General features: G+C 71.1%; 30 protein-coding genes. 22 read left to right on the top strand and 8 right to left on the bottom strand.

Annotated features, from left to right (window positions below; translation table 11 throughout):
• The first annotated feature begins 305 nt into the window (after positions 1–305).
• The 3 genes from AC068B_RS37625 (at position 306) to AC068B_RS37615 (ending at position 2,907) form a co-directional block, all read left to right on the top strand.
• Entirely contained in the window at positions 306–1,157 is an 852-nt protein-coding gene (locus AC068B_RS37625) for a nitrilase-related carbon-nitrogen hydrolase (RefSeq protein WP_478675968.1), read from the top strand.
• A gap of 85 nt (positions 1,158–1,242) precedes the next feature.
• On the top strand, positions 1,243–2,388 hold the full coding sequence (locus tag AC068B_RS37620; protein ID WP_478675967.1) for a DUF2786 domain-containing protein: 1,146 nt from the start codon (positions 1,243–1,245) through the stop codon (positions 2,386–2,388).
• A gap of 99 nt (positions 2,389–2,487) precedes the next feature.
• Positions 2,488–2,907, top strand: a complete 420-nt coding sequence (locus tag AC068B_RS37615) for a hypothetical protein (protein ID WP_478675966.1) — start codon at positions 2,488–2,490, stop codon at positions 2,905–2,907.
• A 176-nt stretch (positions 2,908–3,083) separates the two neighbouring features.
• Here the strand turns inward: AC068B_RS37615 and AC068B_RS37610 are convergent, their stop codons facing one another.
• The 3 genes from AC068B_RS37610 to AC068B_RS37600 all read right to left on the bottom strand — a co-directional run bounded on the left by AC068B_RS37610 (position 3,084) and on the right by AC068B_RS37600 (position 5,868).
• Positions 3,084–3,530, bottom strand: a complete 447-nt coding sequence (locus AC068B_RS37610; protein ID WP_478675965.1) for a hypothetical protein — start codon at positions 3,528–3,530, stop codon at positions 3,084–3,086.
• 137 nt (positions 3,531–3,667) lie between these two features.
• On the bottom strand, positions 3,668–5,170 hold the full coding sequence (locus tag AC068B_RS37605; protein ID WP_478675964.1) for an ATP-binding protein: 1,503 nt from the start codon (positions 5,168–5,170) through the stop codon (positions 3,668–3,670).
• Positions 5,167–5,868: a response regulator gene (locus tag AC068B_RS37600; protein ID WP_468566120.1), complete on the bottom strand. Its 702-nt coding sequence runs from the start codon at positions 5,866–5,868 to the stop codon at positions 5,167–5,169. The genes AC068B_RS37605 and AC068B_RS37600 overlap by 4 nt, the downstream gene beginning before the upstream one ends.
• A 154-nt stretch (positions 5,869–6,022) precedes the next feature.
• Here AC068B_RS37600 and AC068B_RS37595 point away from each other — a divergent pair, with 154 nt between their 5' ends.
• The 5 genes from AC068B_RS37595 to AC068B_RS37575 are packed head-to-tail and all read left to right on the top strand — an operon-like array spanning position 6,023 to position 11,966.
• Complete coding sequence (locus AC068B_RS37595; RefSeq protein ID WP_478675963.1) at positions 6,023–6,715, top strand: hypothetical protein; 693 nt, start codon at positions 6,023–6,025, stop codon at positions 6,713–6,715.
• Positions 6,715–7,791 (top strand): peptidoglycan-binding protein, encoded by a 1,077-nt coding sequence (locus AC068B_RS37590; protein ID WP_478675962.1) that lies wholly within the window; start codon positions 6,715–6,717, stop codon positions 7,789–7,791. The genes AC068B_RS37595 and AC068B_RS37590 overlap by 1 nt, the downstream gene beginning before the upstream one ends.
• The gene (locus tag AC068B_RS37585; RefSeq protein ID WP_478675961.1) at positions 7,788–8,552 is read left to right on the top strand and encodes an ABC transporter ATP-binding protein; all 765 of its coding nucleotides are present in this window, start codon (positions 7,788–7,790) and stop codon (positions 8,550–8,552) included. The genes AC068B_RS37590 and AC068B_RS37585 overlap by 4 nt, the downstream gene beginning before the upstream one ends.
• Entirely contained in the window at positions 8,549–9,766 is a 1,218-nt protein-coding gene (locus tag AC068B_RS37580; RefSeq protein WP_478675960.1) for an ABC transporter permease, read from the top strand. Before AC068B_RS37585 ends, AC068B_RS37580 begins: the two co-directional genes overlap by 4 nt.
• 55 nt (positions 9,767–9,821) lie before the next feature.
• The gene (locus tag AC068B_RS37575; protein ID WP_478675959.1) at positions 9,822–11,966 is read left to right on the top strand and encodes an FUSC family protein; all 2,145 of its coding nucleotides are present in this window, start codon (positions 9,822–9,824) and stop codon (positions 11,964–11,966) included.
• A gap of 49 nt (positions 11,967–12,015) precedes the next feature.
• On the opposite strand, the gene AC068B_RS37570 is transcribed toward AC068B_RS37575, so the two are convergent.
• The 3 genes from AC068B_RS37570 to rpmB all read right to left on the bottom strand — a co-directional run bounded on the left by AC068B_RS37570 (position 12,016) and on the right by rpmB (position 13,176).
• A complete protein-coding gene (locus tag AC068B_RS37570) occupies positions 12,016–12,534 on the bottom strand; it encodes a hypothetical protein (protein WP_478675958.1) in 519 nt (172 codons plus the stop codon).
• Between the two features lie 100 nt (positions 12,535–12,634).
• Positions 12,635–12,940, bottom strand: a complete 306-nt coding sequence (gene rpsN, locus AC068B_RS37565) for a 30S ribosomal protein S14 (RefSeq protein WP_478675957.1) — start codon at positions 12,938–12,940, stop codon at positions 12,635–12,637.
• The gene (gene rpmB / locus AC068B_RS37560) at positions 12,940–13,176 is read right to left on the bottom strand and encodes a 50S ribosomal protein L28 (protein WP_478675956.1); all 237 of its coding nucleotides are present in this window, start codon (positions 13,174–13,176) and stop codon (positions 12,940–12,942) included. The genes rpsN and rpmB overlap by 1 nt, the downstream gene beginning before the upstream one ends.
• Before the next feature lie 76 nt (positions 13,177–13,252).
• Here rpmB and rpmG point away from each other — a divergent pair, with 76 nt between their 5' ends.
• The 6 genes from rpmG (at position 13,253) to AC068B_RS37530 (ending at position 16,126) form a co-directional block, all read left to right on the top strand.
• A complete protein-coding gene (gene rpmG, locus AC068B_RS37555; RefSeq protein ID WP_150217122.1) occupies positions 13,253–13,417 on the top strand; it encodes a 50S ribosomal protein L33 in 165 nt (54 codons plus the stop codon).
• 5 nt (positions 13,418–13,422) lie between these two features.
• On the top strand, positions 13,423–13,680 hold the full coding sequence (locus tag AC068B_RS37550; protein WP_468566105.1) for a type B 50S ribosomal protein L31: 258 nt from the start codon (positions 13,423–13,425) through the stop codon (positions 13,678–13,680).
• Positions 13,680–14,885, top strand: a complete 1,206-nt coding sequence (locus tag AC068B_RS37545) for a CobW family GTP-binding protein (protein WP_478675955.1) — start codon at positions 13,680–13,682, stop codon at positions 14,883–14,885. Before AC068B_RS37550 ends, AC068B_RS37545 begins: the two co-directional genes overlap by 1 nt.
• Before the next feature lie 3 nt (positions 14,886–14,888).
• The gene (gene rpsR, locus AC068B_RS37540) at positions 14,889–15,137 is read left to right on the top strand and encodes a 30S ribosomal protein S18 (protein ID WP_478675954.1); all 249 of its coding nucleotides are present in this window, start codon (positions 14,889–14,891) and stop codon (positions 15,135–15,137) included.
• A gap of 22 nt (positions 15,138–15,159) precedes the next feature.
• On the top strand, positions 15,160–15,759 hold the full coding sequence (locus AC068B_RS37535) for a metalloregulator ArsR/SmtB family transcription factor (RefSeq protein ID WP_478675953.1): 600 nt from the start codon (positions 15,160–15,162) through the stop codon (positions 15,757–15,759).
• 127 nt (positions 15,760–15,886) lie between these two features.
• The gene (locus AC068B_RS37530) at positions 15,887–16,126 is read left to right on the top strand and encodes a DUF397 domain-containing protein (protein ID WP_223775964.1); all 240 of its coding nucleotides are present in this window, start codon (positions 15,887–15,889) and stop codon (positions 16,124–16,126) included.
• A gap of 91 nt (positions 16,127–16,217) precedes the next feature.
• Here AC068B_RS37530 and AC068B_RS37525 read toward each other — a convergent pair whose 3' ends face one another.
• Positions 16,218–16,706: an ATP-binding protein gene (locus AC068B_RS37525; protein ID WP_356266225.1), complete on the bottom strand. Its 489-nt coding sequence runs from the start codon at positions 16,704–16,706 to the stop codon at positions 16,218–16,220.
• 303 nt (positions 16,707–17,009) lie between these two features.
• Between AC068B_RS37525 and AC068B_RS37520 the strand changes: the two genes are divergently transcribed.
• From AC068B_RS37520 to AC068B_RS37485, 8 genes are all read left to right on the top strand, one after another.
• Positions 17,010–17,873: a helix-turn-helix domain-containing protein gene (locus AC068B_RS37520; RefSeq protein ID WP_468566098.1), complete on the top strand. Its 864-nt coding sequence runs from the start codon at positions 17,010–17,012 to the stop codon at positions 17,871–17,873.
• A 74-nt stretch (positions 17,874–17,947) separates the two neighbouring features.
• Positions 17,948–19,405: an aldehyde dehydrogenase family protein gene (locus AC068B_RS37515; protein ID WP_468566097.1), complete on the top strand. Its 1,458-nt coding sequence runs from the start codon at positions 17,948–17,950 to the stop codon at positions 19,403–19,405.
• Positions 19,406–19,530: 125 nt separating this feature from the next.
• Complete coding sequence (locus AC068B_RS37510) at positions 19,531–20,082, top strand: DinB family protein (protein ID WP_478675952.1); 552 nt, start codon at positions 19,531–19,533, stop codon at positions 20,080–20,082.
• Positions 20,083–20,113: 31 nt separating this feature from the next.
• A complete protein-coding gene (locus tag AC068B_RS37505; RefSeq protein WP_478675951.1) occupies positions 20,114–20,755 on the top strand; it encodes a PadR family transcriptional regulator in 642 nt (213 codons plus the stop codon).
• 102 nt (positions 20,756–20,857) lie between these two features.
• Entirely contained in the window at positions 20,858–21,805 is a 948-nt protein-coding gene (locus tag AC068B_RS37500) for an ATP-binding cassette domain-containing protein (protein ID WP_478675950.1), read from the top strand.
• Between the two features lie 8 nt (positions 21,806–21,813).
• Positions 21,814–22,593, top strand: coding sequence for an ABC transporter permease (locus tag AC068B_RS37495; protein WP_478675991.1), 780 nt, complete (start codon positions 21,814–21,816; stop codon positions 22,591–22,593).
• Between the two features lie 101 nt (positions 22,594–22,694).
• The gene (locus tag AC068B_RS37490; protein WP_478675949.1) at positions 22,695–23,453 is read left to right on the top strand and encodes a MerR family transcriptional regulator; all 759 of its coding nucleotides are present in this window, start codon (positions 22,695–22,697) and stop codon (positions 23,451–23,453) included.
• A gap of 146 nt (positions 23,454–23,599) precedes the next feature.
• On the top strand, positions 23,600–24,298 hold the full coding sequence (locus tag AC068B_RS37485) for a DedA family protein (protein ID WP_478675948.1): 699 nt from the start codon (positions 23,600–23,602) through the stop codon (positions 24,296–24,298).
• Between the two features lie 24 nt (positions 24,299–24,322).
• Here AC068B_RS37485 and AC068B_RS37480 read toward each other — a convergent pair whose 3' ends face one another.
• The gene (locus AC068B_RS37480) at positions 24,323–25,996 is read right to left on the bottom strand and encodes a threonine/serine exporter family protein (protein WP_478675947.1); all 1,674 of its coding nucleotides are present in this window, start codon (positions 25,994–25,996) and stop codon (positions 24,323–24,325) included.
• Positions 25,997–26,035 lie beyond the last annotated feature (39 nt).

Raw genomic sequence — 26,035 nt, 5'->3', positions numbered from 1 at the left:
GGGGGTCTCCCAGCCACCCCCGCCCTGCCCACGGCGGGGCAACCCCGGGCCCCTACTCCCGCTGGACGTTGCGGGGCAAACGGGTGGGTGGGTGGGATGGATCCGCCGCGAAGCGGCGGGCTTGAGGTCCCTACTCCCGCAGGACGTCGCGGGGCAAACGGGTGGGTGGGTTGGGGAACATCCGCCGCGGAGCGGCGGGCTTGGGCTCCTACCTGGCAGGGCGTCGCAGGGGGCGCACCAAGGACCCCACCCCGTCCGGAGGACCCCCGCGTGCGGGGAGCGATCACCGCTGCAAAGCTCGTCGCATGCGAGTCGCGCTGGCACAGACCGACTGCGCCCTGGGTGACGTCGGGCAGAACCTGGAGACCGCGCGGGACCACATCGCCCAGGCCGCGAGCCAGGGCGCAGACCTCGTCGTCTTCCCGGAGCTGAGCCTGCACGGCTACCACCTGGGCGGCCTGGAGAAGGACTCGTCGATCACGACGGACGACCCGCGCCTGCTCGCGTTGCGGGACGCCGCGGGCCCGGACGGCCCGGACATCCTCGTGGGCCTCCACGAGCACACCGCCCTGCGCGCGTACAACACCGCGGCGTACTACGCGAACGGCCGCCTCCTGCACGCCCACCGGAAGCTGTACCTCCCCAACTACCTGGCGTGGGAGGAACGCAAGCACGTCAGCCCGGGCCAGCACCTGCGCGCGTACGACCTGCCCGGCGGGCACGGCCGCGCCGCCACTCTCATCTGCAACGACGCGTGGCAGCCGGTGCTCCCGTGGCTCGCCGTGCAGGACGGCGCCGAGGTCATCGTCGTACCGACGAACAGCGCGGCGAGCCTGGACCCCGAGGCCATGGATACCGGTCTGTACTGGGACACACTGCTCTCGTACACCGCCCGCATGCTGCAGTGCTGGGTCGTCTTCGTGAACCGGGTCGGCAACGAGAACGGCGCGACGTTCTGGGGAGGCTCCCGCGTCGTCGACCCGCGCGGCACGGTCGTCGCGCAGGCCCCGAAGTGGGAGCCGGGCCTGGTGACGGTCGACATCGACGTGCACGAGGCACGTCGGCAGCGCCGCGCCGTACCGCTCGTCGCCGAGGCACGGCTCGGCATGGTCGACCGAGAGGTGCGCCGCCTGATCGACGAGGGCGGCGACAGCTGAACTCATCCACAGGCTGTGGATGATTTCAGGGGGCGGGGCAGAGGTCCCGCCCGGGGTCTCCCCCGATCCCACATACCCTGACCTCATGGAATCGGTGATCGACAGGGCGTTCGCGGCGGCGCTGTACGGCGACGGCGACGACGGTCTGGACACCGGAGCGTCCCTCCTGGCGGCCGCCCCCGAGACGGACGCCGACCTGCGCCGCCGCGGCGAGGAGTACCTGCACCGCGCCTGGCGCCACGGCTGGCAGCCCGCCGACGTGATCCGCCTGGTCCGCCGCGACCTGGACGACCCGCACGTACGCCTGACCGCGGACCTCATCCGCGAGGAGACCGCCCGCTACGCCCACCTCCCGCCCCGCTGGCCCGCCCAGCTCGCCGACCTCGGGCCCACCGGCGAGCCCGCCCGCGACCGCTTCACCCGCGCCACCACCCACCTCCAGCTCTACCGCCTCCTCCTGCGCCTCCCCCCGATCGAACCGGCGGGCCCGCCGCCCGGCGACGCCGTCCCCGGCCCGGTCCACGGCGAGCCCCGCACGCTCACCCGCATCCGCGCCCTCCTCGCCAAGGCCGAGGCGACCGGCTACCCGGAGGAGGCCGAGGCGCTCACCGCCAAGGCGCAGGAGCTGATGGCGCGGCACTCGCTCGACGAGGCGCTCCTCGCGGCCCGCACCCACGCGAAGGACGTCCCTGGCGCCTGCCGCATCGGCGTGGACGCCCCGTACGAGACGGCGAAGGCGATCCTGCTCGACGCGGTCGCCGCCGCGAACCACTGCCGCGCGGTGTGGAACGAGGCGTACGGCTTCTCGACCGTCGTCGGCTTCGAATCCGACCTGGAGTCGGTCGAACTCCTCCACACCTCCCTCCTGGTGCAGGGCACCGCGGCGATGACCAAGGCGGAGGCGGGCCAGCGTGCCGGGGGTCGCAAGCGCACGAAGACGTTCCGGCAGGCGTTCCTGATGGCGTACGCGAACCGCATCGGCACACGCCTGGCCGAGGCGGGCGAGCACGCGGTGAGGGAAGCGGCAGGGGAGGCGCAGGGCGCGGCCGCGCTGCTCCCCGTGCTGGCCGCGCGCGACGTCGCCGTCACCGATCGCGCCGAGCAGATGTTCCCCGAGACGACCACGACGCGGGTGCGGGGAGTGACGGACGCCGAGGGCTGGAACCACGGCACGGCCGCCGCCGACCGCGCCCACGTGACCCCGCGCGGCCGGGGCCCCGCACTGCCCTGAACGAAAACGAGCACCGGCCAACACGCTTCTACGGAAGGGCAGTTCAACTACCCTGGTGCGCACGCCCTGTTGCTGGGCCGGGACCTCGGGGGCCACCGTATGGATCCGTATCTGCTCACTCTGGCGGGCACCGCCGGTACGTCCGTCGTCACCCTCCTGGTGACCGACGGCTGGCAGCAGGCCAAGGACGGCGTGGTGGCGCTCTGGCGCCGCTTCCAGCCGGAGGCGGCCGACGACGTGGACCGCGAGCTGGAGGCGTCGCGCCGCACGGCGTTGGAGGCGGCGGAGGGCGACGGCCGCGGAATGACCGCACGCCTGGAGGGCCACTGGTGCGCCAGGGCGATGACGCTCCTGAGTGAACACCCGCAGGCCGCGGCGGAGTTGGAGGCCCTCCTGGCCCGCCTGGCCAGGGAGAGCGGCACTCAGCAGGTCGACGGGGGCATCCACATGCAGGCCCGCGCCACCGGTAACGGCCGCATCTACCAGGCGGCGCGCGACCAGCACATCACCGAGCGGTGACACAGCGCGAGGAACCACCGGATGGCGCTGTCCGGTCTTCCGCTGGAGGTCGCGGGATCGGCGCTCCACGCGATGTACGTCTCGCGCCCGCCGCCCGCCGCCCGCCGTCGTTCGGCCGCGCCGTCGCGGAGTATCTGGGACCCCTCTGAGCCCCGGGCGTCCGGCGTCTCCGGGCCCTACTTCAAGAAGTCCGAGCAGACGTACGGTCCCAACTCCCCGCCCCCCTCCGGAATCACCGTCACCCGCACGTCGTCCGGCCGCGTTCGCCCCCGTTCGTCGAGGACGGCCCGCGCCCGTGCCAGGCTGCACACCAGCTGGCCGGTGCGGTTGCGGTCGTCGACGGCGGCGGGGTCGAGGACGAGGTCGGGGGTCCGCACCGTGATCCGGTTGTCCTTCCCCGTGACGTCGAACCGGCCGCTGTCGATCAGCGTGGTGAGTCCCGCCTGCTGTTCCGCCTTCGAGGGGCCCGACATCAACAGCTTGATGACTGCCGCCGGTTCGCGGATCGGCAAGGCGCGGGTCACTCCTTCGAGCCGACCCGTCTCGGATACGAAGTAGATCCGCAGGCCCTTGGTGAGCCCGCCCGCCGCCTCGCCCGCGTCCACCACCCCGGTGGGCTGCACCCCGCACCCCGCGAGGCCCAGCGCGACCGCGGCCAGAGCAACCCCCGCACTTCTTCTGCGCAGACGTGGACGCAGACGCAGATGTGGACGCAGACGCAGATGTGGACGCGGACGTGGATATGGACGTACGAGAGTCATCACTCGGCCCCTTCGCCGCGCCGCCACGGCAGCCGCAGCGTGAACACCGCGCCGCCGTCCGGCCTGTTGGCCACTTCGATCGTGCCCCCGTGCAGCCGCGCGTTCTCCAGCGCGATGGCCGTGCCGAGGCCGCTGCCCTCCGACCGCGTCCGCGCGCTGTCCGCCTTGTAGAAGCGGTCGAAGACGTGGGGGAGGACGTCCGGGGCGAGGCCGGGCCCACGGTCGGCGACCTCGACGGTCACCCAGTCGCGATCGCCCAGGCCCCCCGAGCCAATGTCCCCCGAGCCAACGTCCGCCGAACCCACGCCCCCCGACCCCGCGGCCAGCGTCAGCGTCACCGGCTCGCCCCCATGCCGCAGCGCGTTCCCCACGAGGTTGGCGACGGCCACGTCCACGCGGCGCGGGTCGACCACCGCCCGTACACCGTCCGGGAGTTCGGCCCGTACCCGCACCCGCCCCGTCCAGCCGCGCAGCGCCAACGTGTTCCGCACCGTCTCGGCGAGGTCGACCTCGCCGAGGTTGAGGCGTGCCGCGCCGGAGTCGAAGCGGGACATCTCCATCAGGTCGTCGACGAGCCGCGCGAGCCGTGCCGTCTCCGCGCTGACCGTGCGGGCGGCGTGTGCCGCGTCGGGCGGCAGCTGTCCGGCGTCCTCGTCGAGGACCGTGGCGACCATCGTCATCGCGGCGAGCGGCGTGCGCAGTTCGTGCGAGACGTCGGCGACGAACCGCCGCGCCTTCGCCTCCTGCTCCCGCAGCTCGGCGACGGACGTTTCGAGGGCCTCCGCCGTGCGGTTGAAGTCCCGTGCCAGATCCGCGAGTTCGTCCCGCCCCCGCGGCACCACGACACGTGAGGCGAGGTCACCGGCCGCGTGCCGCCGCGTCGCGTGGCCCAGTTCCCGTACGGGCCGCAGCACCGTACGCGCGGCGAGCAGCGCGAGCGCGACGGTGAGCAGCAGGACCGGCAGCAGCCCGTCCCGCACGGCGTCGAGGATCCCCGCGGTGTCGTCCTGTTCGGCACGCAGCGAGCTGATGGCGTAGATGTCGAGCCCGGACGGCGAACCGGAGTCGAAGGTGACGGGCGTGCCGACCACCAGGTAGGGGCTGCCGTGCCGGTCGACCCGCTGGAGGCTCATCCGGTTCCGGGTGCGTACGGCGTCGCGCAGCGAGCCCGAGATCCGCGTCCGGTCGGCCGACGCGTCGGAGGACGCCGTCAGCGTGCGGTACTCGGCGACGACCACCGTGTCCCCGAGCCCCTCGGCGACGCCGACCGCGAAGCGGGTGAGGGAGACCTCGTCGGGCGGCATGGCGAGGTCGGCGGAGGCCTGGTCGACGCGGTTCTTGAAGTCGGTGCGCACCGCGTCCTGCTTGCGTTCCAGGACGGCGTTGCGGGACTCGCGGTAGGCGAGCCCGGTGGCGGTGACCGCGCTGACGACCGCGACCAGCACGAACGCGACGACGAGCCGCCCCCGCAGCCCGCCCCACGCCTTCCACTTCGCCCTCATACCGGCCCGAACCGATACCCGAAGCCCCGTACCGTCTGCACGAACACCGGCTTGGCGGGCAGGTCCTCGATCTTGGCCCGCAGCCGCCCGACCGCCGCGTCCACGAGCCGCGAGTCCCCGAGGAAGTCGTGCTCCCAGACCGAACGCAGCAGCTGTTCGCGGCTGAACACCTGCCCCGGTGAGGCGGAGAGCTCCAGCAGGACCCGCAGTTCGGTCGGCGGCAGGGCGATGGGCGCGCCGCGCTTGGTGACGGTGAGCCCGGCGCGGTCGATGACGAGTCCGGCGTACGTGTCCTCGCCGGGCCGCACCCGCACCGGCTCCGCCCGCCGCAGTGCCGCCCGGATCCGCGCCTCCAGGACGGGTGCGGTCACGGGTTTGACCACGTAGTCGTCGGCGCCCGCCTCCAGTCCCCGCACGATGTCGCTGTCGTCGCCGCGCGCGGTGAGCATGACGACGGGGATCGTCGACCCGGTGGCGCGGATCCGGCGGCAGACCTCGAAGCCGTCCATGCCGGGCAGCATCAGGTCGAGCACGGCGAGTTCGACGTCGTGGCCGGCGGGCCTGGCGAGCAGCGCGAGGGCGTCCTCACCGGTGGCGGCGGTGTCGACGGCGTACCCGTGGCGGCGCAGCACGAGCTCCATTCCGTCGCGTACGGACGCGTCGTCCTCGATCAGCAACACATGGGGGACTCGGGGCATGCCGACGATTATGGGCGAGGGTTTGCCCAGTTCAGGACGGGTTGGGGCGGAGATCTCGGCGCCGCGGGGCATTGTTACGTGTTCATCATGTGGCGTTACGCGTCCACCATGCGCCCGTGGAACGACCACCATGTGGCGGCGGCACATTGCCGCCATGACCATGCGCACACACACCCCGGCCGATGCGACCGCCCGCCGCCGCCTCCACCGCCTCCACCGCCTCCACCGCCTCCATCGCCTTCGCATCGCGGGCCTCGTCGCCCTCCCCGTCCTGGTGTTCTCGGCGGCCTGCGGGGGAGGTGACGGCGGCGGGGCGAAGGATGCCGGTGTCGCCTCGGTCCCGGACGAGTCCAAGGGGACGGGCAAGAGCAACGGGGGAGAAGGCGACAGCAACAAGACCGAGGGCAAGAGCGCCTTCTACGACGCCCAGCTGAAGTACGTCCAGTGCATGCGCGCCAAGGCAGGCGTGAAGGACTTCCCGGACCCGAAACTGAGCGGCTACCTCGACTGGCCCGAGGTCGACAAGGTCGTCGACCCGGACGGGAACGGCGAGGAGTACAAGGGCGGCAAGAACGGCGTCTGCGTCCCGGAGCTGAGGGCCGCCATGAACCTGGAGCCCGAGCGCGACGCCCAGAAGGACTACGAGTCGATGCTCGCGCACGCCAAGTGCATGCGGGAGAACGGCATGTCGAAGTTCGCCAACCCCACGATGTCCGGCGGCAACGTCATGCCCGGCGGCGAGGCGAACCCCACGGACCCGTCGATGGACCGCGACTCGCCCGCGTACAAGGCGGCCCGCGAGGCCTGCAAGGGCAAGCTCCTCGAAGGCCTGGACGGCATGCAGTGATGCGACGCCGTACGGGATTCCTGGCCGGTGTGGCCGTGCTGGCCGCCGCGGCGGTCGGGGCGGGTGTCCTCGTCATCGCGGGGGAGGAGTCGGGCGCTGGGCGCGGGCGGGCCGGACTGCCGTCCGCCACCGCCACGGTGACCCGCACCGACCTCGTGAAGTCCGAGACCGTCGACGGGAAGATCGACTTCGCGGGGCGGCGTGCCGTGAAGTCGCCGGTCGAGGGGACGGTCACGGTCGCCGCGCGGGAGGGCGCCACGGTCGCGCGCGGCCAGGCCCTCTACGAACGGGACGACAAACCGGTGACCCTTCTGTACGGGCCCGTCCCGGCGTTCCGCGAGATGAAGGCGGGGGACCGCGGCAGCGACGTGCTCCAACTGGAGCGCAATCTGGTCGCCCTCGGTCTCGGAGCAGGCCTCTACGTAGACCCGCGTTTCGACGCGGCGACCGAGGCCGCCGTCAAGCGGTGGCAGAAGTCCCTCAACCGCACGCCGACGGGCCGGGTGGGCAAGGGAGACGTGGTCTTCCAGCCCGACCAGGTGAAGGTGGTCTCGGCGGACGCGGCGCTTGCGGACCCGGTCGGCCCGGACGGTCCTGTCCTCACCGTCGCGTCGACGAAGCCCGTCGTCCGGGCCGTGCTCGACGAGTCCGACGCGTCGCTGACCGCGCGGGGCACGAAGGTCGAGGTCACGCTGCCCAGCGGCAGGACGGAACCGGGCCGGGTCACGGGCACGGCGAGACCGGAGGAGCGGGAGGGGGCCGAGGGCGGCGGGTCCGCCGAGGGCATCACGGTCGAGGTGACGCTGGACGGCGGCCGGTCGGTGGCGGCGGGCGAGGACGGCAAGGCCACGGCGAACGTGAAGTTCGTGAGCGAGTCCCGCGAGAACGTGCTCACGGTCCCGGTCGAGGCGGTGGTGGCCCTGCGCGGCGCGAACGGTGGCTACGGCCTCCAGACGGTCCGCGACGGCACGTCGCGCATGGTGCGGGTGACGACGGGCATGACTGCCGACGGCAGGATCGAGGTCAGCGGTTCCGGCATCGCGGAGGGCACGAAGGTCGGGGTGGCGAAGCCATGACCGGGCACCCGACCTCCAGAACCCCCCTCATCGAACTCCGGGACGTCACCAAGTCGTACGCCGGTGACGTGCACGCCCTGCGCGGTGTGAGCCTCACCGTCCACTCGGGCGAGCTCCTCGCGATCGTCGGTCCCTCCGGCTCCGGCAAGTCGACGATGCTGAACGTCATCGGCACGCTCGACAAGCCCACGTCCGGCACCGTCCGCGTCGCGGGCCACGACGTGGGCGCGCTCACCGACGCCCGGCTCTCGGCCCTGCGCGCCCGCCACATCGGCTTCGTCTTCCAGCACTTCCACCTCGCGGCAGGGCGCGACGCGGTCGACAACGTCGCGGACGGACTCCTGTACGCGGGAGTGCCCCTCAAGGAGAGGCGTATCCGCGCCCGCGCGGCGCTCGAACGCGTCCGCCTGGGGCACCGCCTCGGCCACCGGCCCGGCGAACTGTCCGGCGGCGAGAAGCAGCGCGTGGCGATCGCCCGCGCGCTCGTGGGCGAGCCGTCCCTCCTCCTTGCGGATGAGCCGACGGGCGCCCTGGACACCGCGTCCGGCGCGATCGTCCTGGAGCTGCTCCACGAGCTCAACGCGACCGGCACGACGATCTGCGTGATCACGCACGACCACGACATCGCCGACGCCTTCCCGCGCCGCGTCCGCTTCAGGGACGGCGAGATCATCCCGGACCCGAGCCCGAGCCCGAGTCCGGACCCGAGCCCGGACCCGAGCCCGAACCCGGCCTCCCGAGCACCAGAGGCGCGCCGATGACGAAGAAGTACACCGTTCGCACGACCACCCCCTTGAAGCCCGCCCGCCTCTCCCCCGGAGACATCCTGCGCGTCGGTGCGGCAAGCTTGCGCGCCCGCCGCACCCGGGTCGTCCTCTCCGCGCTCGGCATCGCCATCGGCATCGCCACGATGGTCGCGGTCGTCGGCCTCTCCCAGTCCAGCAAGTCGGACCTGATGGCGAAGCTCGACCGGCTCGGCACGAACCTCCTCACCGCGGAGGCGGGCAAGGACGCGACGGGCAACGACGTACCGCTCCCCAAGTCCGCGGTGGCGATGGTGGAGCGCATCGGCCCGGTCCGGCACGCCACGGCGACGGGGAACGTCGACGCCCGCATCCGCCGCAGCGACGTGGTCCCCGAGGAACGGACCGCGGGCGTGACGACGCAGGCGGCCCGCACCGACCTCCTGACGGCGCTCAACGCACGAGTGGGCACGGGCAGATGGCTGGACGGCGCATCCGAAAGGCTCCCCGTCACCGTTCTCGGCTCGGTGGCGGCGGACCGGCTGGGCGTCACGGCCCCCGGTGAGAAGATCATGATGGGCGACGCGTACGTGGTCGTCATCGGCATCCTGGAGCCCGTCGAGCTGGTCCCGACCCTGGACCGCGTCGCGATGGTCGGCTTCCCCGCGGCCGAGAAGTACTTCGGCTTCGACGGGCATCCGTCCATGATCTTCGAGCGGTCGCCCGACCACACGGTCCAGGACGTACGGGAGGTGCTGGCCCGCACGGTCAGCCCCGGCGACGAGGGCTCGGTCAAGGTCTCCCGTCCCTCGGACGCGCTGGCCGCGAAGGCGGCGACGGACGAGGGCCTGACCGCCCTGATGCTGGGTCTCGGCGCGGTGGCGCTCCTGGTCGGCGGGGTCGGGGTCGCCAACACGATGGTGATCTCGGTCCTGGAGCGCCGCGCGGAGATCGGCCTGCGCCGCGCGCTGGGCGCCACGAAGGGAGCGATACGGCTGCAGTTCCTGACGGAGTCCCTCCTGCTGTCGGCGCTGGGCGGCGCGACGGGCGCGCTGCTGGGCGCGGTGGCGACGTACGCCTTCGCCCTGGCCCGGCACTGGACCCCGGTGGTCCCGCCCTGGTCCCTGACGGCGGGCTTCGCGGCGACGCTGGTCATCGGCATGGTGGCGGGGCTCTACCCCGCCGTCAGGGCGGCGCGTCTCCATCCGACGGTGGCACTGAACGTGACGTGACCCCGACGCCCGCCCCACACTCCGTGTTGCCCTATATGCCCCGTATCATCACAGAGTGACCTGGCTCCGCGCGCTGAAAGAGACAGCTCGCTCGGGCCTGACCGTCGAGCGCAAACGTCTGGAACCCCTGGTGGCCCTGCGCGGCGCCGCCGGCCTCGCCGTCATCATCGGCGTCAGCCTCACGCTGTTCGGCCCCGCGGTGGCGGCGAGCTCCGCGTTCGGCGCGTTCCAGGCGGCCATCGCCACGTTCCAGCGGAGCTGGCGGCCCCGTCCGGAGCTGGCCCTGGCCTCCGGCACCAGCCTCGCCGTCTCCACCTTCCTCGGCTACCTCACCGGTTCCCACCTGCTCCTCTTCCTCGCACTGCTCTGCCTGTGGACCTTCCTGGCGGGCCTGAGCTGGGCGGCGGGCCCCACGGTCGGCATCATCGCGTCGTCCAACGTGGCGATCATGCTGGTGACGGTCACGATCCCCACGTCGGTCGCGGCGGCGGCGGGCCACGCGGCGATGATGATCGTCGGCGGCTGCGTGCAGGCGGCGCTGGTGGTCCTCTTTCCGGTACGCAGATGGGGCGCCCACAGGGATGCCCTGGCCGACGCGTTGGCGGCCGAGGCGGACTACGCGCGGCGGCTCCGCCACGACCCGGTGGCCGCCTTCGATCCCGAACCCCTGATGGCGGCGCGCGACGCGGCGACGATCACCGCGCGCCAGGCCCGGACCCGGCCCGCGGAGCTGCACGGGGCGCGGGGCGTCGCCGAACGGATCCGCCCGGTGCTGGCCTCGCTGGCGGACCCGGCGGTCGGCGTCCCGGAGGAGGGCAGGGAGCGGGACAGGGTCCGGGAACTCCTGGGCGCGGCGGGCGCGGTCCTGGACGCGGCGGCCCGGGCGATCCGGCACGGCGAGCCGGTCAGGATCCCCCCGGCGGCGCTGGGCGCGCTGAAGACCCCGGACACGGGGGCGATCCTCACGGGCCCGGCGTACCGGGCGGCGACCCGCCTGGTCGCACTCCTGAAGGACGTCTTGGAGACAGCAGGCAACACCAGCACCAACAACACCCACTCCGACACCCAGCCCGCCCCCCTCCTCCGGCCCACCCTCTTCGCGCTGGCTCCTGCCGCTCTCCGGGCCGTCCGGGCCGACTTCCGGCATGACTCGCCGGTCACCCGGCACGCGATCCGCGTCACCGCGGTGGCCGCCGCGGGGTACCTGCTCGGGCACTGGCTGCCCCTGGGCCACGGCTACTGGGCCCCCATGGCCTCGGTCATGGTGATGCGCCCGGACTTCTCCCAGACGTACTCCCGCGCGGTCGCCCGTTTCGGCGGCACCCTCGTCGGCGTCGCGCTCGCCACGGGCCTCGTCCAGCTGGCCCACCCCGGCACGGGGCTGTCCGCCGCGCTCGCCGTGCTCTGCGCCGGGATGATGTACCTGCTGATGCGCACGGGCCAGGTGGCGGCCCAGGCCTGTGTGGCCGCGTACGTCGTGTTCCTGCTCGGCATGGGCGGCCAGCAGTGGACGCAGACCGTCCCGGAGCGCGTGGTCCTGACCCTGCTCGGCGGCGTCCTCGCGATGATCGCGTACGCGCTCTACCCCGCCTGGGAGACCCCGCGCCTGCGCACCCGCCTCGCCGACTGGCTGGTCGCCGACGGCCGTTACGCCGCCGCGGTCGTCGACCGCTACGCCCACCCCGCGGGCAAGGCCTGCCCCGACGTGCGCGAGGCCCTGCTCGCCGCCCGCGACGCCCGCGTCGCCTGGCAGGACGCCCTGAACCGGGCCAAGGACGAGCCGGTACGCCACCGCGGCCTCTCCCGCGCCGCGGCCGCCGACGCGGAGGAGGCGCTCGCCCAACTGGGCCGCGTCGCCATGCTGATGGAGGCGCATCTGCCCGAGCGGGGCGACACCCCCGTGCCCGCGGCGGCCCGCCTCGCCGAGGCGCTGCGCAAGTCGACGGAGCAGGGCGCGAAGGCGCTGCGCGAACGCCGGGTGCCCAAGTGGGAGGCGGTCCGCACGGCTCTGGACGAGTGGGACGGCGAGGGCGTGCCCGATCGCGTGGTCCGCAGGGGAGCGGGCCTGCTCCTGGAGACCCTCGACGAACTGTCCGACGCCCTGGACACCGCGCCTCCGCCGATGCTGGTGGACGGCTCGGCCGCGAAGCGGCAGGACGCCGACGGGCCGCGGAACCCGGAGGGTCCCACGGCCCGTTGAAGCCCGGCCGGGCAGTGGTGCGCGGTGGGTCGGAGCCACCCCGGCCCCGTTAGGACTGAGGCGCCGCCGTCGGCAGTCCCTCGGGCAGCTTGGTGCCCTCCGTCTTCAGGAACTCGTCCTTGTCCCCGCCTTCCCAGGAGACCTTCAGCGACTTGCCGTTCACGGACTCGACCCGGCCCGTCGTGCGGTCCGCACTGCCCTTCGGGCACTTGAGGCTGATCACCTGCGAGCCCGTCGCGTCACCCGCGGTGCCGTTGCACAGCACGTCCTCGCCCAGCAGCGTCGCGGTCTTCCCGGTGACGGCGAGGGCGAGCGGCTTCCCGTCGGCCGTGGTGACCCACGTACCTTCCAGGCTGCCGCCCTTGGCACCCGAACCACCGTCCGAACCACCGGACGAGCCCGAATCGGAGGACCCGGAGGACCCGGAGGCCCCGCGGTCCTTCTTGCCGCCGCCCCCGCCCCCATCCCCATCCCCGTCCCCATCGCTCCCGCACCCGCTCAGCACGAGCGCGGCGGCAAGACCCGCCACCGCGGTACCGACACGGACACTGCGGACGTACGTACGCACGTGAACTCCCCCTAGCCAAAGCGACATCAGCGGCATGAGCGATGTCAGAGATGTCAGCGACGCTGCCGGTGGTCACGACCCGGCGAAATCGCGCGCCAAGCTACCAGGAGGACTTGCGCACCCCAGGCAGATATCCGGCGTGCGCTTGCTCACGCAGCTTCACCCTCGACAGCCCGAACGCCCCCACATAACCGCGCGGGCGCCCGTCGACGCTGTCCCGGTTCCGCACCCGCGTCGCGCTCGCGTCACGCGGCTGACGCGCCAACTCCCGTTGTGCGGCGAGCCGTTCGGCGTCCCCGGTGCCGGGCTTGCGGATGAGCTCCTTGAGCTCGGCACGCCTCGCGGCGTACCGGGCGACGATCACGCGCCGCCGCTCGTTCATGGCGATCTTGCTCTTCTTGGCCATCAGATCCTCACCCCGCGCGCACGGATCCTGGCGACGGCCGCCTCGATCCCGATGGTGTCGACGGTCTTGATCCCCTTCGTGCTGAGCCGCAGCCGCACGTACCGGCCCTCGCTCGGCAGCCAGTACCGCTTGCGCTGGACGTTGGGGTCGAAGCGGCGGGGTGTCCGCCGGTGGGAGTGGGAGATGTTGTTGCCGAAGCGGGGTTCCGCGCCGGTCAGCTGGCAGTGGGCGGACAAGGTGACGTACCTCTCTGTCGATCGATGGGGCGAGACCCCCTATTGAAAACGGGAGTCATTTTCATATACTAGCCCCATGGCCCGCAACGAACTCCGCCCCGTCATCAAGCTCCGCTCGACGGCGGGAACCGGCTACACCTACGTCACCCGCAAGAACCGCCGTAACGACCCCGACCGCCTCACCATCCGCAAGTACGACCCGATGGCCCGACGTCACGTCGACTTCCGAGAGGAGCGCTGACCGCCATGCGCAAGGACATCCACCCCCCGTACGGCCCCGTCGTCTTCCGCGACAAGGCCGCAGGATTCGCCTTCCTCACCCGCTCGACGGCGGTGGCGAACGCGACCGGCGGCAGGACGATCGAGTGGGAGGACGGCCGTACCTACCCCGTCGTCGACGTCGAGGTCTCGTCCGCGAGCCATCCCTTCTACACGGGCACGTCCCGTGTGATGGACACGGCGGGCCGCGTCGAGCGCTTCGAGCGCCGGTTCGGCAAGCGCTGATGGCGCGCCCGGACCGGCCGCACCGCAGCGACGACGGGCAGCCCGCGCGGCACCGCATGGACGTCGTGATTGTCGGCGGCCTCCATGCGGTCGCCCGCAGGGCGGCCGTCGACGACCTCCTGGCCACCGTCCCCGACAGCGTGGCCCTCCACCACGACCTGTCGACCGCCGTGCGCGGCACCGTGGTCCGCACCGTCCGCGACACCACGGGCGTGCTCTCCACCGGCGACGCGCCCCTGGTCAACGACTGTGCGTGCTGCGCGCTCCGCGAGGACCTGGTGCCCGAGCTCGACCACCTCGCGGACGCGGGCCTCACCCGGCTCGCGGTCGTCGAGCTGTGGGACTCGGTCGAGCCCAAGGCGATGGCCGAGGTGGTCGCCGCGCACGCCGGTGACACCCTCGTGCTCAGCGGTGTCGTCACGGCGGTCGACCCGGCGCTGCTCCTGCCCTGCCTCGGCAACGGCGACGACCTCATGGCGGCGGGGCTCGCCGCCGCGCCCAGTGACCAGCGCACCGTCGCGGACACCTGGGCGCGCCAGCTGGAGTACGCGCCGGTGCTCGCCGTCGCCGACTCCGCGGAGGCCGACGACGAGGACCGGGCTCTGCTGGCCCAGCTCCACCCGACGGCCCGTCAGGTGCCGGTCGGGCGAGGGGAGCTGGCGGGGGTCGTGCTCGCCGGGTTCGCCGGGTTCGCCGGGTTCGACGTCGAGGCCGCCGCTGCGGCGCAGCATCCCGCCTGCGCGCTGTTGCCCGCCGAGGCCGACGCGTGCGGGGTCGCCACCTTCGTATGGCGCAGGGAGCGGCCGTTCCACCCGGAGCGCCTCTACGACGCCCTGGAGGATCTGACCTGCGCCGCCGCCCGCAGCCGGGGGCGGTTCTGGCTGGCCGACCACCCGGACACGCTGCTCGGGTGGGACGCGGCGGGCGGCGCGCTCTGCGTCGAGAGCGCCGGGCCGTGGCTGGCCTCGCTGCCGGATGCCGCGTGGGAGATGGTGCCCGCGATGCGCCGCGCGGCCGCCGCCCTGGACTGGCATCCGGAACACGGCGACCGCTGCAACCACCTGGTCTTCACCTCGCCGGGACTGGACCGCGACGGGCTCGAACAGGTCCTGGAGTCCTGCCTGTTGACGGACGAGGAGTACGCCGCCGGGCGCGACGCATGGAAACACCTGCCCCCTGCCTTCGACGCCCTCCTGGAGGTCTGACCCTTGTCCCCGCGCAAGTCCGCCGCTCGCCCGCACAAGCCGAAGCCCAACCCTCTGGACGCCGCAGGCATCACGTACATCGACTACAAGGACACCGACCTGCTCCGGAAGTTCATCTCGGACCGCGGCAAGATCCGCAGCCGTCGCGTCACGCGCGTGTCGGCGCGGCAGCAGCGGCGGATCGCCGCGGCGGTCAAGAACGCCCGCGAGATGGCTCTCCTGCCGTACGGGTCGTCGGGGCCGTCCCGCTGAGCTGATCCAAGGCCCCACGGCCATGGTCGCGACCGGCGAACGCGAGGACCGGCTCTTCGCCGCGCTCGCCAACGGCACCCGGCGCGAGGCCCTGCGCCTCCTGCGCGACGAGGGCCCGCAGCCGGTCCAGGCACTCGCCGACCACTCCGACATGCGCAGGCCCAGCCTCCCTGAGCACCTCAAGGTGCTCAGGGAGGCCGGTCTCGTGGCGGAGGAGCGGTCCGGGCGGCAGCGGATCTACCGTCTGGAAGCGGTGCCGCTCGCCGAGGTGCAGGACTGGCTCAGCCCGTACGAGCGGTTCTGGCGCGACAGGCTGAAGGGCCTCGGGGCCGTTCTCGACCGGATGCCCGACGATTTTTCCGGCACCGTTCACGTGCAGGTTCTCGCCTACGAGAGCGAACGGACGCTCAGCGTCCGCTGGATGGATCCGGATCCGGCCAACTTCGCCGACTGGACCATTACGTGGACCCTGGAACACGAAGGGCGCGGAACGCGTCTCTTCCTAGTGCACGAGGGATTCGATCCGGACGGCCCGGCGCAGCTGATGGCGCGGAAGATCATGGACGGGGGCTGGCGTTCGCACGGCATGCGGGCTCTGGAGCAGGTGCTGACAAGCCTGTAACCAAGGGAACACCGCGCGTGCACGTGCATCTGCCCATGCATCGGCATGTGAACACAGCTATGATCCGGGACAGTTGACCACTGCATCTAGAGCCACTCACGGCACCGCATTACCCGGGGAGCGATCTGTGCACCACGCGTTTAACGGCATGGCGGCCACGGAGCTTCACGGGGTCGTCTGGCAGAAGAGCAGGCACAGCAACTCGCAGGGTTCGTGCGTGGAGTTCGCGAAGTTGCCGGGCGGCGATGTCGCCGTGCGCAACTCGCGGTTCCCGGACGGCCCGGCGCTCGTCTATACGCGCGCCGAGATCGAGGCGATGCTGCTGGGGATGAAGGACGGGGAGTTCGACCACCTGATAGGCGGCTGACCCGGCACAGGCAGCTGGCCTGGCATGGGTGGCTGACCTGGCTTGGGTGGCTGGCCCGGCACTGGCGGCTGGCCCGGCCCGGACGACCCGCTCAGGTCAGCCGGAACAGCGCCCAGACAACCTTGCCGCGCAGCGCGCCCGCGAGCGGGTGCCAGCCCCAGCTGTCGCTGAACGAGTCCACGAGGAACAGGCCCCGTCCCGACTCCGCGGAGAAGTCGTCGTCGGTGTCGCGCGCGACCGGGCTCTCGTCGCTGGGGTCGCGCACCGCGCACACCAGTCGCGTCGCCCAGTGCATCAGGTGCAGCCGCACGGGCGGCTCCTGCTGATCGCGCGGGGTGTCGGCGGGCAGCGCGTGGCGCAGTGCGTTGGTGACGAGTTCGGAGACCACCAGCGCGATGTCGTCGAACTTCTCCTCGAGGTCCCACTGGCCCAGCGTCTTGCGGGTGAACTGCCGGGCGCTGCCCACGGCTTCGTAGCGGGCGGGGAGGGCGACGGAGGCCGCGTCCGAGACGGCGGAGGGGTCGATCGGAGGTAGCCCCTGCCTTAACGGCTCGAGCATGGTCGATCCATTCGTCCCCATGCGAGGCACTCCCCGGTTTCGCGGTACGTAGCGATGGAGCGGTGGCGCGGTCGGTCGCCGATGGTGCGGTCGGTACAGCGGTGGCGCGCGGACCATGGTTCCGAATGCGTACAGCAGATGCAAGGGCAGATGCACGTGCACGCGCCGGACTTGGTCGATACCGTGCCACTTCTTGCCCATTTCTTCCCACGACTTCTTGAGGGGAGCTTTCGGACCCTTTCTGTTTCTGTAACCGGACGTGTACGGCCCGGAGCGTTTAATGGCAGACTGCTGGCTTCCAGTCGATCGGGAGGATTGAGCGAAGTGACCGCAGGCGAGTCGAGCGGCTCGGTGGTACGGCGCATCCTGCTGGGCTCGCAGCTGAGGCGGCTCAGGGAGTCCCGCGGCATCACCCGCGAAGCTGCCGGGTACTCGATCCGCGCTTCCGAATCGAAGATCAGCCGCATGGAGTTGGGACGGGTGAGCTTCAAGTCCAGGGATGTCGAGGACCTCCTGACGCTCTACGGCGTCACCGACGAGGCCGAGCGCGGCGCGCTCCTCTCACTCGCCAAGGAAGCCAACCTCACCGGCTGGTGGCACAGTTACTCGGACGTTCTGCCCGGCTGGTTCCAGACGTACATCGGCCTCGAAGGCGCCGCGTCGCTCATCCGCGTCTACGAAGTCCAGTTCGTCAACGGCCTGTTGCAGACCGAGGCGTACGCCCACGCGGTCGTCGCCCGCGGCATGAAGGGTGCGAGCAAGGCCGAGATCGACCGCCGCGTCGCCCTGCGCCTCGAGCGCCAGAAGCTCCTCACCTCCGAGCACGCGCCCCGCTTCCACTGCGTGCTGGACGAGGCCGCGCTCCGACGTCCGTACGGCGACCGGGAAGTGATGAGGGGTCAGATCCAGCACCTCATCGAGATCTCCGAGCGTCCGAACGTCACCCTCCAGGTGATGCCGTTCAGCTTCGGCGGGCACGCGGGGGAGAGCGGCGCCTTCACGATGCTGAGCTTCCCGGAGTCCGATCTCTCCGACGTCGTGTACGTGGAGCAGCTCACCGGCGCGCTCTATCTCGACAAGGCGGAGGAAGTCGCCCAGTACGAGCGAGTAGTGGCGCAGTTGCAGAAGGACAGCCCCGATCCGGTCGGCAGCCGGGATCTTCTGCGTGGTCTCCTTCAACTCACCTGAAACATAAGTACTATGACGTGAGATCAGGTGTCTGCTTCCGTTTGCGGCCGTCTGCCGCGGCAAGGGGTCCGCTCATGTCCTTCTTCACCGACCTGGCTCATCAGTACATCGACGGGGAGTGGAAGGCCGGGTCGGGCTCCTGGGACATCATCGACTTCAATCCGTACAACGGGGAGAAGCTGGCGTCCATCACGGTCGCCACCGCGGACGAGGTCGACCAGGCCTATCGCGCCGCCGAGCGTGCGCAGCAGGAATGGGCGGAGACGAATCCGTACGCGCGCCGTGCCGTTTTCGAGCGCGCCCTGCGGATCATCGAGGACCGCGAGGAAGAGATCACCGAGGCGATCATCGCCGAGCTGGGCGGCACCCGGCTCAAGGCGGCCTTCGAGATCCACCTCACCAAGGAGTTCCTGCGCGAGTCCGTCCACTTCGCGCTGCGCCCCGAGGGCCGTGTCCTGCCTTCGCCGGAGGACGGCAAGGAGAACCGCCTCTACCGCAACCCGGTCGGCGTCGTGGGCGTCATCAGCCCCTTCAACTTCCCGCTGTTCCTCTCCACCAAGACCGTCGCCCCCGCGCTCGCCCTCGGCAACGCCGTGGTGCTCAAGCCGCACCAGAACGCCCCCGTGATGGGCGGCAGCCTGCTCGCGAAGGTCTTCGAGGACGCGGGCCTCCCGCCCGGCCTGCTCAACGTCGTGATCACGGACATAGCCGAGATAGGCGACGCTCTCATCGAGCACCCCGTGCCGAGCGTCATCTCCTTCACCGGATCGGACCGCGTGGGCCGCCATGTCGCCACGGTCTGCGCCTCGCACTTCAAGCGCTCGATCCTGGAGATGGGCGGCAACAGCGCGCTGATCGTCCTGGACGACGCCGACATCGACTACGCGGTGGACGCGGCGGTCTTCAGCCGTTTCGTGCACCAGGGCCAGGTCTGCATGGCCGCCAACCGCATCCTCGTGGACCGTTCCGTGCTGGCGGAGTTCACCGAGAAGTTCGTCGCCAAGGTCGCGGGCCTGAAGGTCGGCGACCCGGCCGACCCCACCACCCACATCGGCCCGCTCATCAACTCCTCGCAGGCGGACGCCGTCACGGCCGTCATCGAACAGGCCGTCGCCTCCGGCGCGAAGGCCCTGCTGCACGGGGACACCCAGGGCAACGTGGTCGCCCCCACGATCCTCACGGACTTCCCGCACGACTCCCCGATCCTGGGCCAGGAGATCTTCGGCCCCGTCGCGCTGCTGCTGCCCTTCGACGGCGAGGACGACGCGGTCCGCATCGCCAACGACACTCCGTACGGCCTGAGCGGCGCGGTGCACACCGCCGACACGGAGCGCGGTGTGCGGGTCGCCAAGCGCGTCAGGACCGGCATGATCCACGTGAACGACGGCACCGTGCACGACGAGGCGATCGTGCCGTTCGGCGGCGAGAAGAATTCCGGTGTGGGGCGGCTGAACGGCGAGTCGACGGTGGACGCCTTCACCACGCAGAAGTGGATCTCGGTGCAGCACGGCAGGTCGCGCTTCCCGTTCTGAGTTTTCTGAGGGTTGTTCTCGACCGTCGACATTCCACGGAGCCTTGCGGACAGAAACTGACCGCAAGGCTCCGTAGCGTCTGTGGTGTCGGAAAGCCCGGCGGAACGGAAGTAGAGGCGGACACCATGGTCACCCACGTCAGCGCGGAAGCCCACGGAGACGAGCGCGGCGCCCTGATCGCCTTCGTGGAGGCTCAGCGGGGCGGTATCCGCCGTTCGGTCATCGGCCTGACCGAGGAGCAGGCGAAGGCCCGCCCGAGCGCCAGCGAGCTGACCCTCGGCGGCCTCGTGAAGCACGTCGCCGAGACGGAGCTCAACTGGCTGCGCATGGCCCAGCAGAAGCCCAACGAGAAGGTCCGCACGCAGGAGACCTGGGGCGACAGCTTCCGGCTCGTGGAGGACGAGACGCTCGCCGAGATGCTGGTCTTCTGGGACGAGGTCGCCCGGGAGACCGAGGAGTTCATCCGCACGGTGCCGAGCCTCGACGACACCTTCCCGCTGCCCGAGGCGCCCTGGTTCCCGAAGGGCGGCGCCGTGTCGATGCGCTGGCTGATGCTGCACCTGGTCGAGGAGATCGGACGGCACGCGGGCCATGCCGACATCGTCCGCGAGTCCCTGGACGGGAAGACCGCCTTCGAGCTGGTGGCACTGGAGCAGGGCTACCCTAGTCAAAATTGATGACCGGGGGTTGAGGGAAAGGGCGCGGTACATGTCGGCGATCCGGTTGCTGGTTATGGGGGCCGTGCGTCAGCACGGCCGCGCTCACGGCTATCAGGTCCGCAACGACCTGGAGTACTGGGGCGCCCACGAGTGGTCCAACGCCAAGCCCGGGTCGATCTACCACGCCCTGAAGCAGCTGGCGAAGCAAGGACTGCTGCGCGCGCACGAGATCGCGCCCTCCACGGCCGGCGGCCCGCCGCGCACGGAGTACGAGATGACGGAGCAGGGCACGGAGGAGTATCTCTCCCTCCTCCGTGAGTCCCTGACGATGTACGACCAGCGGCCCGACATCCTCACGGCGGCGCTCGGCCTCATGGTGGACCTGCCGCGCGAGGAGGTCGTGGGCCTCCTCAAGGAGCGGGTGCGGCGCATCGAGGAGTGGCGGACCTCCGTCACCGAGTACTACACGCCCGAGGACGGGCCCGAACAGCTGGGCCACATCGGCGAGATCATGAACTACTGGGTGCACTCGGCCGACACGGGCGCGGACTGGACCCGGAGCCTCATCGCGCGCGTGGAGGGTGGCTCGTACACCTTCTCGGGCGAGGGCGACCCGTTCGTGGGCGTGCTCGTCGACGGCGAGGAGAACCCGTACGCGACGGGGGACCGGCACGCGGAGGACGACCACTGATCGCGGCTGGACGCGGCCGCTAATCAAGTTTGACGAATGAGGTCGCTTCGGTTACCTTCCTCCACCTAGTCAAGTTTGACTACGGGATGAGAAGGGAGCCGGATGACGGACGTGATCGTCGTCGAGGGCGCGCACAAGGCGTACGGGCAGAAGAAGGCACCCAAGAAGGCACTGAACGGCCTCGACCTCTGGGTGGAGCGCGGCACGGTGCACGGAGTGCTCGGGCCGAATGGCGCGGGCAAGACCACGGCGGTGCGGATGCTCGCCACCCTCCTGCGACCCGACGAGGGGCGCGTGGAGGTCGCGGGGCACGACGTGCGGCGCAGGCCCGACGAGGTGCGCAGGCGCATCGGGCTGCTCGGTCAGCACGCCGCGGTGGACGAGGAGCTGAGCGGTCGGCAGAACCTGGACATGTTCGGGAGGCTCCACCACCTGGGCGCCCGCCACGCGCGCGTGCGGGCCGACGAGCTCCTGGAGAGGTTCGGCCTCGCGGACACCGGGCGCAAGGCGGTCAAGCACTACAGCGGCGGCATGCGGCGCCGTCTGGACCTCGCGGCCTCCCTGGTCACCGACCCCGAGGTGCTCTTCCTGGACGAGCCCACCACGGGCCTGGACCCGCGCGGCCGCTCCGAGGTGTGGGACTCGGTGCGCTCGCTGGTCGGCGGCGGCACCACCGTGCTCCTGACCACGCAGTACCTGGAGGAGGCCGACCAGCTGGCCGACCGCATGTCGGTGATCGACGGGGGGCGCGTCATCGCGGAGGGCACGGCGGACGACCTCAAGGCGAAGCTGGGCGGCGACCGGATCGACGTGGTGGTGCGGGACGCGGCTGAACTGGCGAGGGCGGCCGCGCTGCTGCCCGAGGGCGCCACGGTGGACGCGGACCGCCGGATGGCCTCCGCGCCCGTCACGGACCGCATGGAGGCCCTCACGGGCGTCGTGCGGGCCCTGCGGGACGCCGGTATCGACGCCGAGGACGTGGCGCTGCGCAGGCCCACGCTGGACGAGGTCTTCCTCAGCCTGACGGAACGTACGAAGGAGACCGTGTGAGTACGCCGATGAGCTGGGCCGTGACCGACTCCTGGACCATGACGCGGCGCGAACTCGCCCACTGGGCACGGCAGCCGGTGCAGGTCCTTGTGGGCCTTGTCTTCCCGGTGATGCTGCTGCTGATGTTCACCTACCTGATGGGCGGCGGGAAGGGCATCGCGGGGGAGTACGCCGAGTTCCTCGTGCCCGGCATGTTCGCTCTGACCATGGTCTTCGGGCTCGACGCGACGATGGTCGCGGTCACCCAGGACCTGAACAAGGGCGTGATCGACCGGTTCCGTTCCATGCCGATGGCCAACGGGGCAGTGCTGGTGGGGCGTTCGGTCGCCGACATGCTCCAGTCGTTCGTCTCGCTGCTCGTCATGATGGGTGTCGGGCTCGCGATCGGGTGGCGCTGGCACGGCTCGTTCGGGGAGGTCGTCGGGGCCTTCGGGCTGTTGATGATGCTGCGGTTCGCGATGCTGTGGCTCGGCATCTACCTGGCGATGATCGCGGGCAGGCCGGAGCTGGTGGCGGCCGTGCAGGTCCTGGTCTGGCCGGTCGGCTTCCTCTCCAACGCCTTCACGGTCCCGGAGAACATGCCGGGCTGGCTGGGCGCCCTGGTCGAGTGGAACCCGCTGTCGGCGACGGCCACGGCCGTCCGTGACCTGTTCGGCAACGAACCGGGAGTGGCCGGCACGTCCTGGGCCGCCGAACACGCGGAGCTCCTGGCGGTGCTGTGGCCCGTGGTGCTGGTGGGGGTGTTCCTGCCGTTGGCGGTCCGCAGGTTCACGGCGCTGCGTACCTAGGGCCGGGCAGGCCCCAGGCCCTTCCGACCCGGTGGGCTTGCACCTCACGCGACGTGAGGACAGAGGCTGGTCCGCGTACCGAGAGAAGAAGGGCGGAAGCCATGAGCCACTCCGTGGGACAGGTCGCCGGTTTCGCCGGAGTGACGGTGCGCACGCTGCACCACTACGACGAGATCGGCCTGCTCGTGCCCGGCGGGCGCAGCCACGCGGGGCACCGGCGCTACAGCGACGGCGACCTCGACCGGCTGCAGCAGATCCTGTTCTACAGAGAGCTCGGCTTCCCCCTCGACGAGGTGGCGGCCCTCCTGGACGACCCGGAGACGGACCCGTGGGACCACCTGCGCCGCCAGCACGAGCTGCTGACCGCGCGGATCCACAAGCTCCAGGAGATGGCCGCCGCCGTCGAGACCGCCATGGAGGCGAAGAAGATGGGCATCAACCTCACGCCCGAGGAGAAGTTCGAGGTCTTCGGAGACCACGACCCCGACCAGTACGCGGAGGAGGTCGAGCAGCGCTGGGGCGACACGGAGGCCTACCGGGAGTCGCAGCGCAAGTCCGCCTCGTACACCAAGGACGACTGGAAGCGGATCAACGACGAGTTCAACGCGATCCACGCGCGCGTGGGCGATCTGCTCGCCCAGGGTGTCCCCGCCGACACCGAGGAGGCCATGGACGCCGCGGAGGACCACCGCCGCTTCATCACGGCGAACCACTACGAGTGCGCGTACGAGATGCACACCTGTCTCGGCGAGATGTACGTCTCCGACGAACGGTTCACGGCCTTCTACGAAGCCATCAGGCCGGGCCTGGCGGTCTATCTGCGGGACGCCATCCTCGCGAACGCGGCACGCAACGGGTGAGGCGCCTGCGGCTCGGCTTTGTCCCAGTTGTCGCACAGTGCAGCGGGAGAGGGGCACTGGAACCTGGCCGGGCCGCCCGGCGTTGATAAATTTGGGCGACTACACCTGCCACTGCCCCGCCCTCTCACCCTCAGGAGCCCGGAACCGTGACGACGCTTGCGCTCGGACCAAGCTGGCTGGATCCGGATTACCTGCTCAACCAGTTCGGTCTCTGGGGCCTGCTGCTGATCGTCTTCGCCGAGTCGGGCCTGCTCATCGGCTTCTTCCTGCCGGGTGACTCGCTCCTGTTCACCACCGGCCTGCTGATCACCACGAACAAGCTGGACACCCCGCTGTGGCTGGCCTGCGTGCTGATCTGCCTCGCCGCGATCCTCGGTGACCAGGCGGGCTATCTCTTCGGCAAGAAGGTCGGGCCCTCGCTCTTCAACCGCCCGGACTCCAAGCTCTTCAAGCAGGAGAACGTGGTCAAGGCCCACGAATTCTTCGAGAAGTACGGGCCGAAGTCCCTGGTCCTGGCCCGCTTCGTGCCGATCGTGCGCACCTTCACGCCGATCATCGCGGGCGTCTCCGGCATGCGGTACCGCTCGTTCCTCACGTTCAACATCATCGGCGGCATCATGTGGGGCGCGGGCGTCACGCTGCTCGGCGCCTGGCTCGGCAACATCGAGTTCGTGCACAAGAACATCGAGTCGATGCTCATCCTGATCGTCCTGATCTCGGTGGTGCCGATCGCCATCGAGTTCCTGCGGGCGCGCAGCAAGTCCAAGAAGGCCGCGTCCGCCGAGGGCGCAGGCGCCCCGGGCACGCCCCCGGCGCAGCCGCGCGGCCGCCACGCCAAGCGCTGACACCCGGCACCCGCCGGAACGGCCCTAGAAGCCGCGCGTCCGCTTGGCCGCGCGGCGGTTCACCGCAGAAGTCGCGCCCGGCACCTTCAGGATCAGCCGGGAGACCTCGCTCCCCAGGTTCACGCCGATCGCGATGGCCAGGGCCGTCGCGACGGCCTTGGTGAGCGAGTTGATGCCCGTGTTCAGGTCGTTCTGCGCCAGGGCGAGCAGCCCGAAGTACGTCGCGCTACCGGGCAGCAACGGTCCGATCGCCGCTGTCACGTAGGGCAGTGAGGACGCGAACCGGTACCGCGAGAAGAGCTGCCCGAAGAGGCCCACCAGACCGGCCGCGACGGCCGTCGCGGCGACGGGCGAGAGCTCCAGCGGCGTCTGCGCCAGCGCACCGAACATCACCCAGGCGATTCCGCCGTTGAGGGTCACGATCAGCACGGTGTGACGTTCCTGCTGGAGCAGGATCGCGAAGGCCAGGCTCAGCGCCATCGACGCCAGGATCTGGATGATCGGCCGCGACGACGTCACGCCGAACTTCGTCTCCGGGGTCAGGTTCGTCGCGTCGAGCATGACGCCCAGCGACAGCACCAGCAGCACCCCGCAGACGATGCCCACGATGAGGTACATGACCTCCAGGAGGCGTGCGGCCGCGGTGATGTAGTAGCCGGTGAGACCGTCCTGCACGCCCGCCACCAGGGCCCGCCCGGGGATCAGCGCGAAGAGCCCACCCGTGATCACCGCAGAGGCCATGGACGCCTCGGTGTGCACGAAGCTGAGCGCCACACCCATCAGGGCGGGCGGCATCGCGGCGCCCACGAACTGGTAGAACTCCGGCAGCCCGCGCCCCGCGCACAGCCAGGCGAGCCGGTCGCCGAGCATCGCGCCGACCGCGGCCACCACGAAGACCAGCGCGCCACCGCCCACCAGGACGGACGCGGAGCCCGCGAGCAGCCCGCTGGCCGCCGTGAGAGCCCAGCCTGGGTAGGGGTGACGGTTACGCCGAATGCCCGCCAGACGGCGGTAGGCCTCCTCCAGGGAGATCTCCAGCTCCGGGTCGCTGATGTCGTCCACCAGGTGGAAGACCGCCGCGAGACGCGTGTAGTCGGTGCCGCGCCGACGCACCGTCCTGGAGGCCGTGACGGGGTCGTCCACCAGGGAGGGCTGGTGCGAGATCGACAGGAGCGTGAACGTCACGTTCGGCTCGCAGCGGTCGAGGCCGTAGGAGCGGCAGACGGCGAACATCGCCGCCTCCACGTCCTCGGCGCCCTCGCCGCCCGCGAGCAGCAGCTCGCCGATGCGCAGCGTCAGGTCGAGCACGCGCGGCACGGCGGGCCCGGTCTCGTCCTCCTGCTTCTGCGCGGCCTCCGGAGCGGGCCGCTCGGCGACCGGCATGCGCAGCATCGTGCGCATCTGGTCCTGCCAGGGCACCTCCTTGGTGAGCCTCACCAGAGGTATGCCCTGCGCGGGCGTGAAGCCTTGCGCGGCGTCGCGGGAGTTGTAGGTGTGCGGCGTGGTGAACGCCGACTTCTCGGTCTCCTGGGTCGTCGACGACGGCGTCGCGAAGCCCGTGGGGAGGGCGAACTCGGATGTTGTCTGCGACTCGTCCTCAGGAGCCGGTTGCTGCGCCACCACGCCACTGGGCTGCACGAACGCGCTGCGGGCCTCGTCCGACTGAGGCTTTCGGTCCTCGGCCTCCTGCTCGGCCACTGATGCCCTCACTTTTCATACGACACGTACGCACCCTCC

The organism is Streptomyces sp. NPDC042371 (genome assembly GCF_056437465.1).
The sequence above is the reverse complement of the archived record's forward strand: the minus strand, read 5'-3'. Positions and strand labels throughout refer to the sequence as shown.

Excerpts from the sequence above, each read along its gene's own strand:
- AC068B_RS37590 (WP_478675962.1), top strand. The coding sequence starts at position 6,715 with ATGCGACGCCGTACGGGATTCCTGGCCGGTGTGGCCGTGCTGGCCGCC.
- AC068B_RS37625 (WP_478675968.1), top strand. The coding sequence starts at position 306 with ATGCGAGTCGCGCTGGCACAGACCGACTGCGCCCTGGGTGACGTCGGG.
- AC068B_RS37580 (WP_478675960.1), top strand. The coding sequence starts at position 8,549 with ATGACGAAGAAGTACACCGTTCGCACGACCACCCCCTTGAAGCCCGCC.
- AC068B_RS37545 (WP_478675955.1), top strand. The coding sequence starts at position 13,680 with ATGGCGCGCCCGGACCGGCCGCACCGCAGCGACGACGGGCAGCCCGCG.
- AC068B_RS37600 (WP_468566120.1), bottom strand. The coding sequence starts at position 5,868 with ATGCCCCGAGTCCCCCATGTGTTGCTGATCGAGGACGACGCGTCCGTA.
- rpmG (WP_150217122.1), top strand. The coding sequence starts at position 13,253 with ATGGCCCGCAACGAACTCCGCCCCGTCATCAAGCTCCGCTCGACGGCG.
- AC068B_RS37535 (WP_478675953.1), top strand. The coding sequence starts at position 15,160 with ATGGTCGCGACCGGCGAACGCGAGGACCGGCTCTTCGCCGCGCTCGCC.
- AC068B_RS37525 (WP_356266225.1), bottom strand. The coding sequence starts at position 16,706 with ATGGGGACGAATGGATCGACCATGCTCGAGCCGTTAAGGCAGGGGCTA.
- AC068B_RS37595 (WP_478675963.1), top strand. The coding sequence starts at position 6,023 with ATGACCATGCGCACACACACCCCGGCCGATGCGACCGCCCGCCGCCGC.
- AC068B_RS37510 (WP_478675952.1), top strand. The coding sequence starts at position 19,531 with ATGGTCACCCACGTCAGCGCGGAAGCCCACGGAGACGAGCGCGGCGCC.
- AC068B_RS37615 (WP_478675966.1), top strand. The coding sequence starts at position 2,488 with ATGGATCCGTATCTGCTCACTCTGGCGGGCACCGCCGGTACGTCCGTC.
- AC068B_RS37505 (WP_478675951.1), top strand. The coding sequence starts at position 20,114 with ATGTCGGCGATCCGGTTGCTGGTTATGGGGGCCGTGCGTCAGCACGGC.
- AC068B_RS37585 (WP_478675961.1), top strand. The coding sequence starts at position 7,788 with ATGACCGGGCACCCGACCTCCAGAACCCCCCTCATCGAACTCCGGGAC.
- AC068B_RS37500 (WP_478675950.1), top strand. The coding sequence starts at position 20,858 with ATGACGGACGTGATCGTCGTCGAGGGCGCGCACAAGGCGTACGGGCAG.
- AC068B_RS37490 (WP_478675949.1), top strand. The coding sequence starts at position 22,695 with ATGAGCCACTCCGTGGGACAGGTCGCCGGTTTCGCCGGAGTGACGGTG.
- rpsN (WP_478675957.1), bottom strand. The coding sequence starts at position 12,940 with ATGGCCAAGAAGAGCAAGATCGCCATGAACGAGCGGCGGCGCGTGATC.
- AC068B_RS37515 (WP_468566097.1), top strand. The coding sequence starts at position 17,948 with ATGTCCTTCTTCACCGACCTGGCTCATCAGTACATCGACGGGGAGTGG.
- AC068B_RS37495 (WP_478675991.1), top strand. The coding sequence starts at position 21,814 with ATGAGCTGGGCCGTGACCGACTCCTGGACCATGACGCGGCGCGAACTC.
- AC068B_RS37620 (WP_478675967.1), top strand. The coding sequence starts at position 1,243 with ATGGAATCGGTGATCGACAGGGCGTTCGCGGCGGCGCTGTACGGCGAC.
- AC068B_RS37605 (WP_478675964.1), bottom strand. The coding sequence starts at position 5,170 with ATGAGGGCGAAGTGGAAGGCGTGGGGCGGGCTGCGGGGGCGGCTCGTC.
- AC068B_RS37550 (WP_468566105.1), top strand. The coding sequence starts at position 13,423 with ATGCGCAAGGACATCCACCCCCCGTACGGCCCCGTCGTCTTCCGCGAC.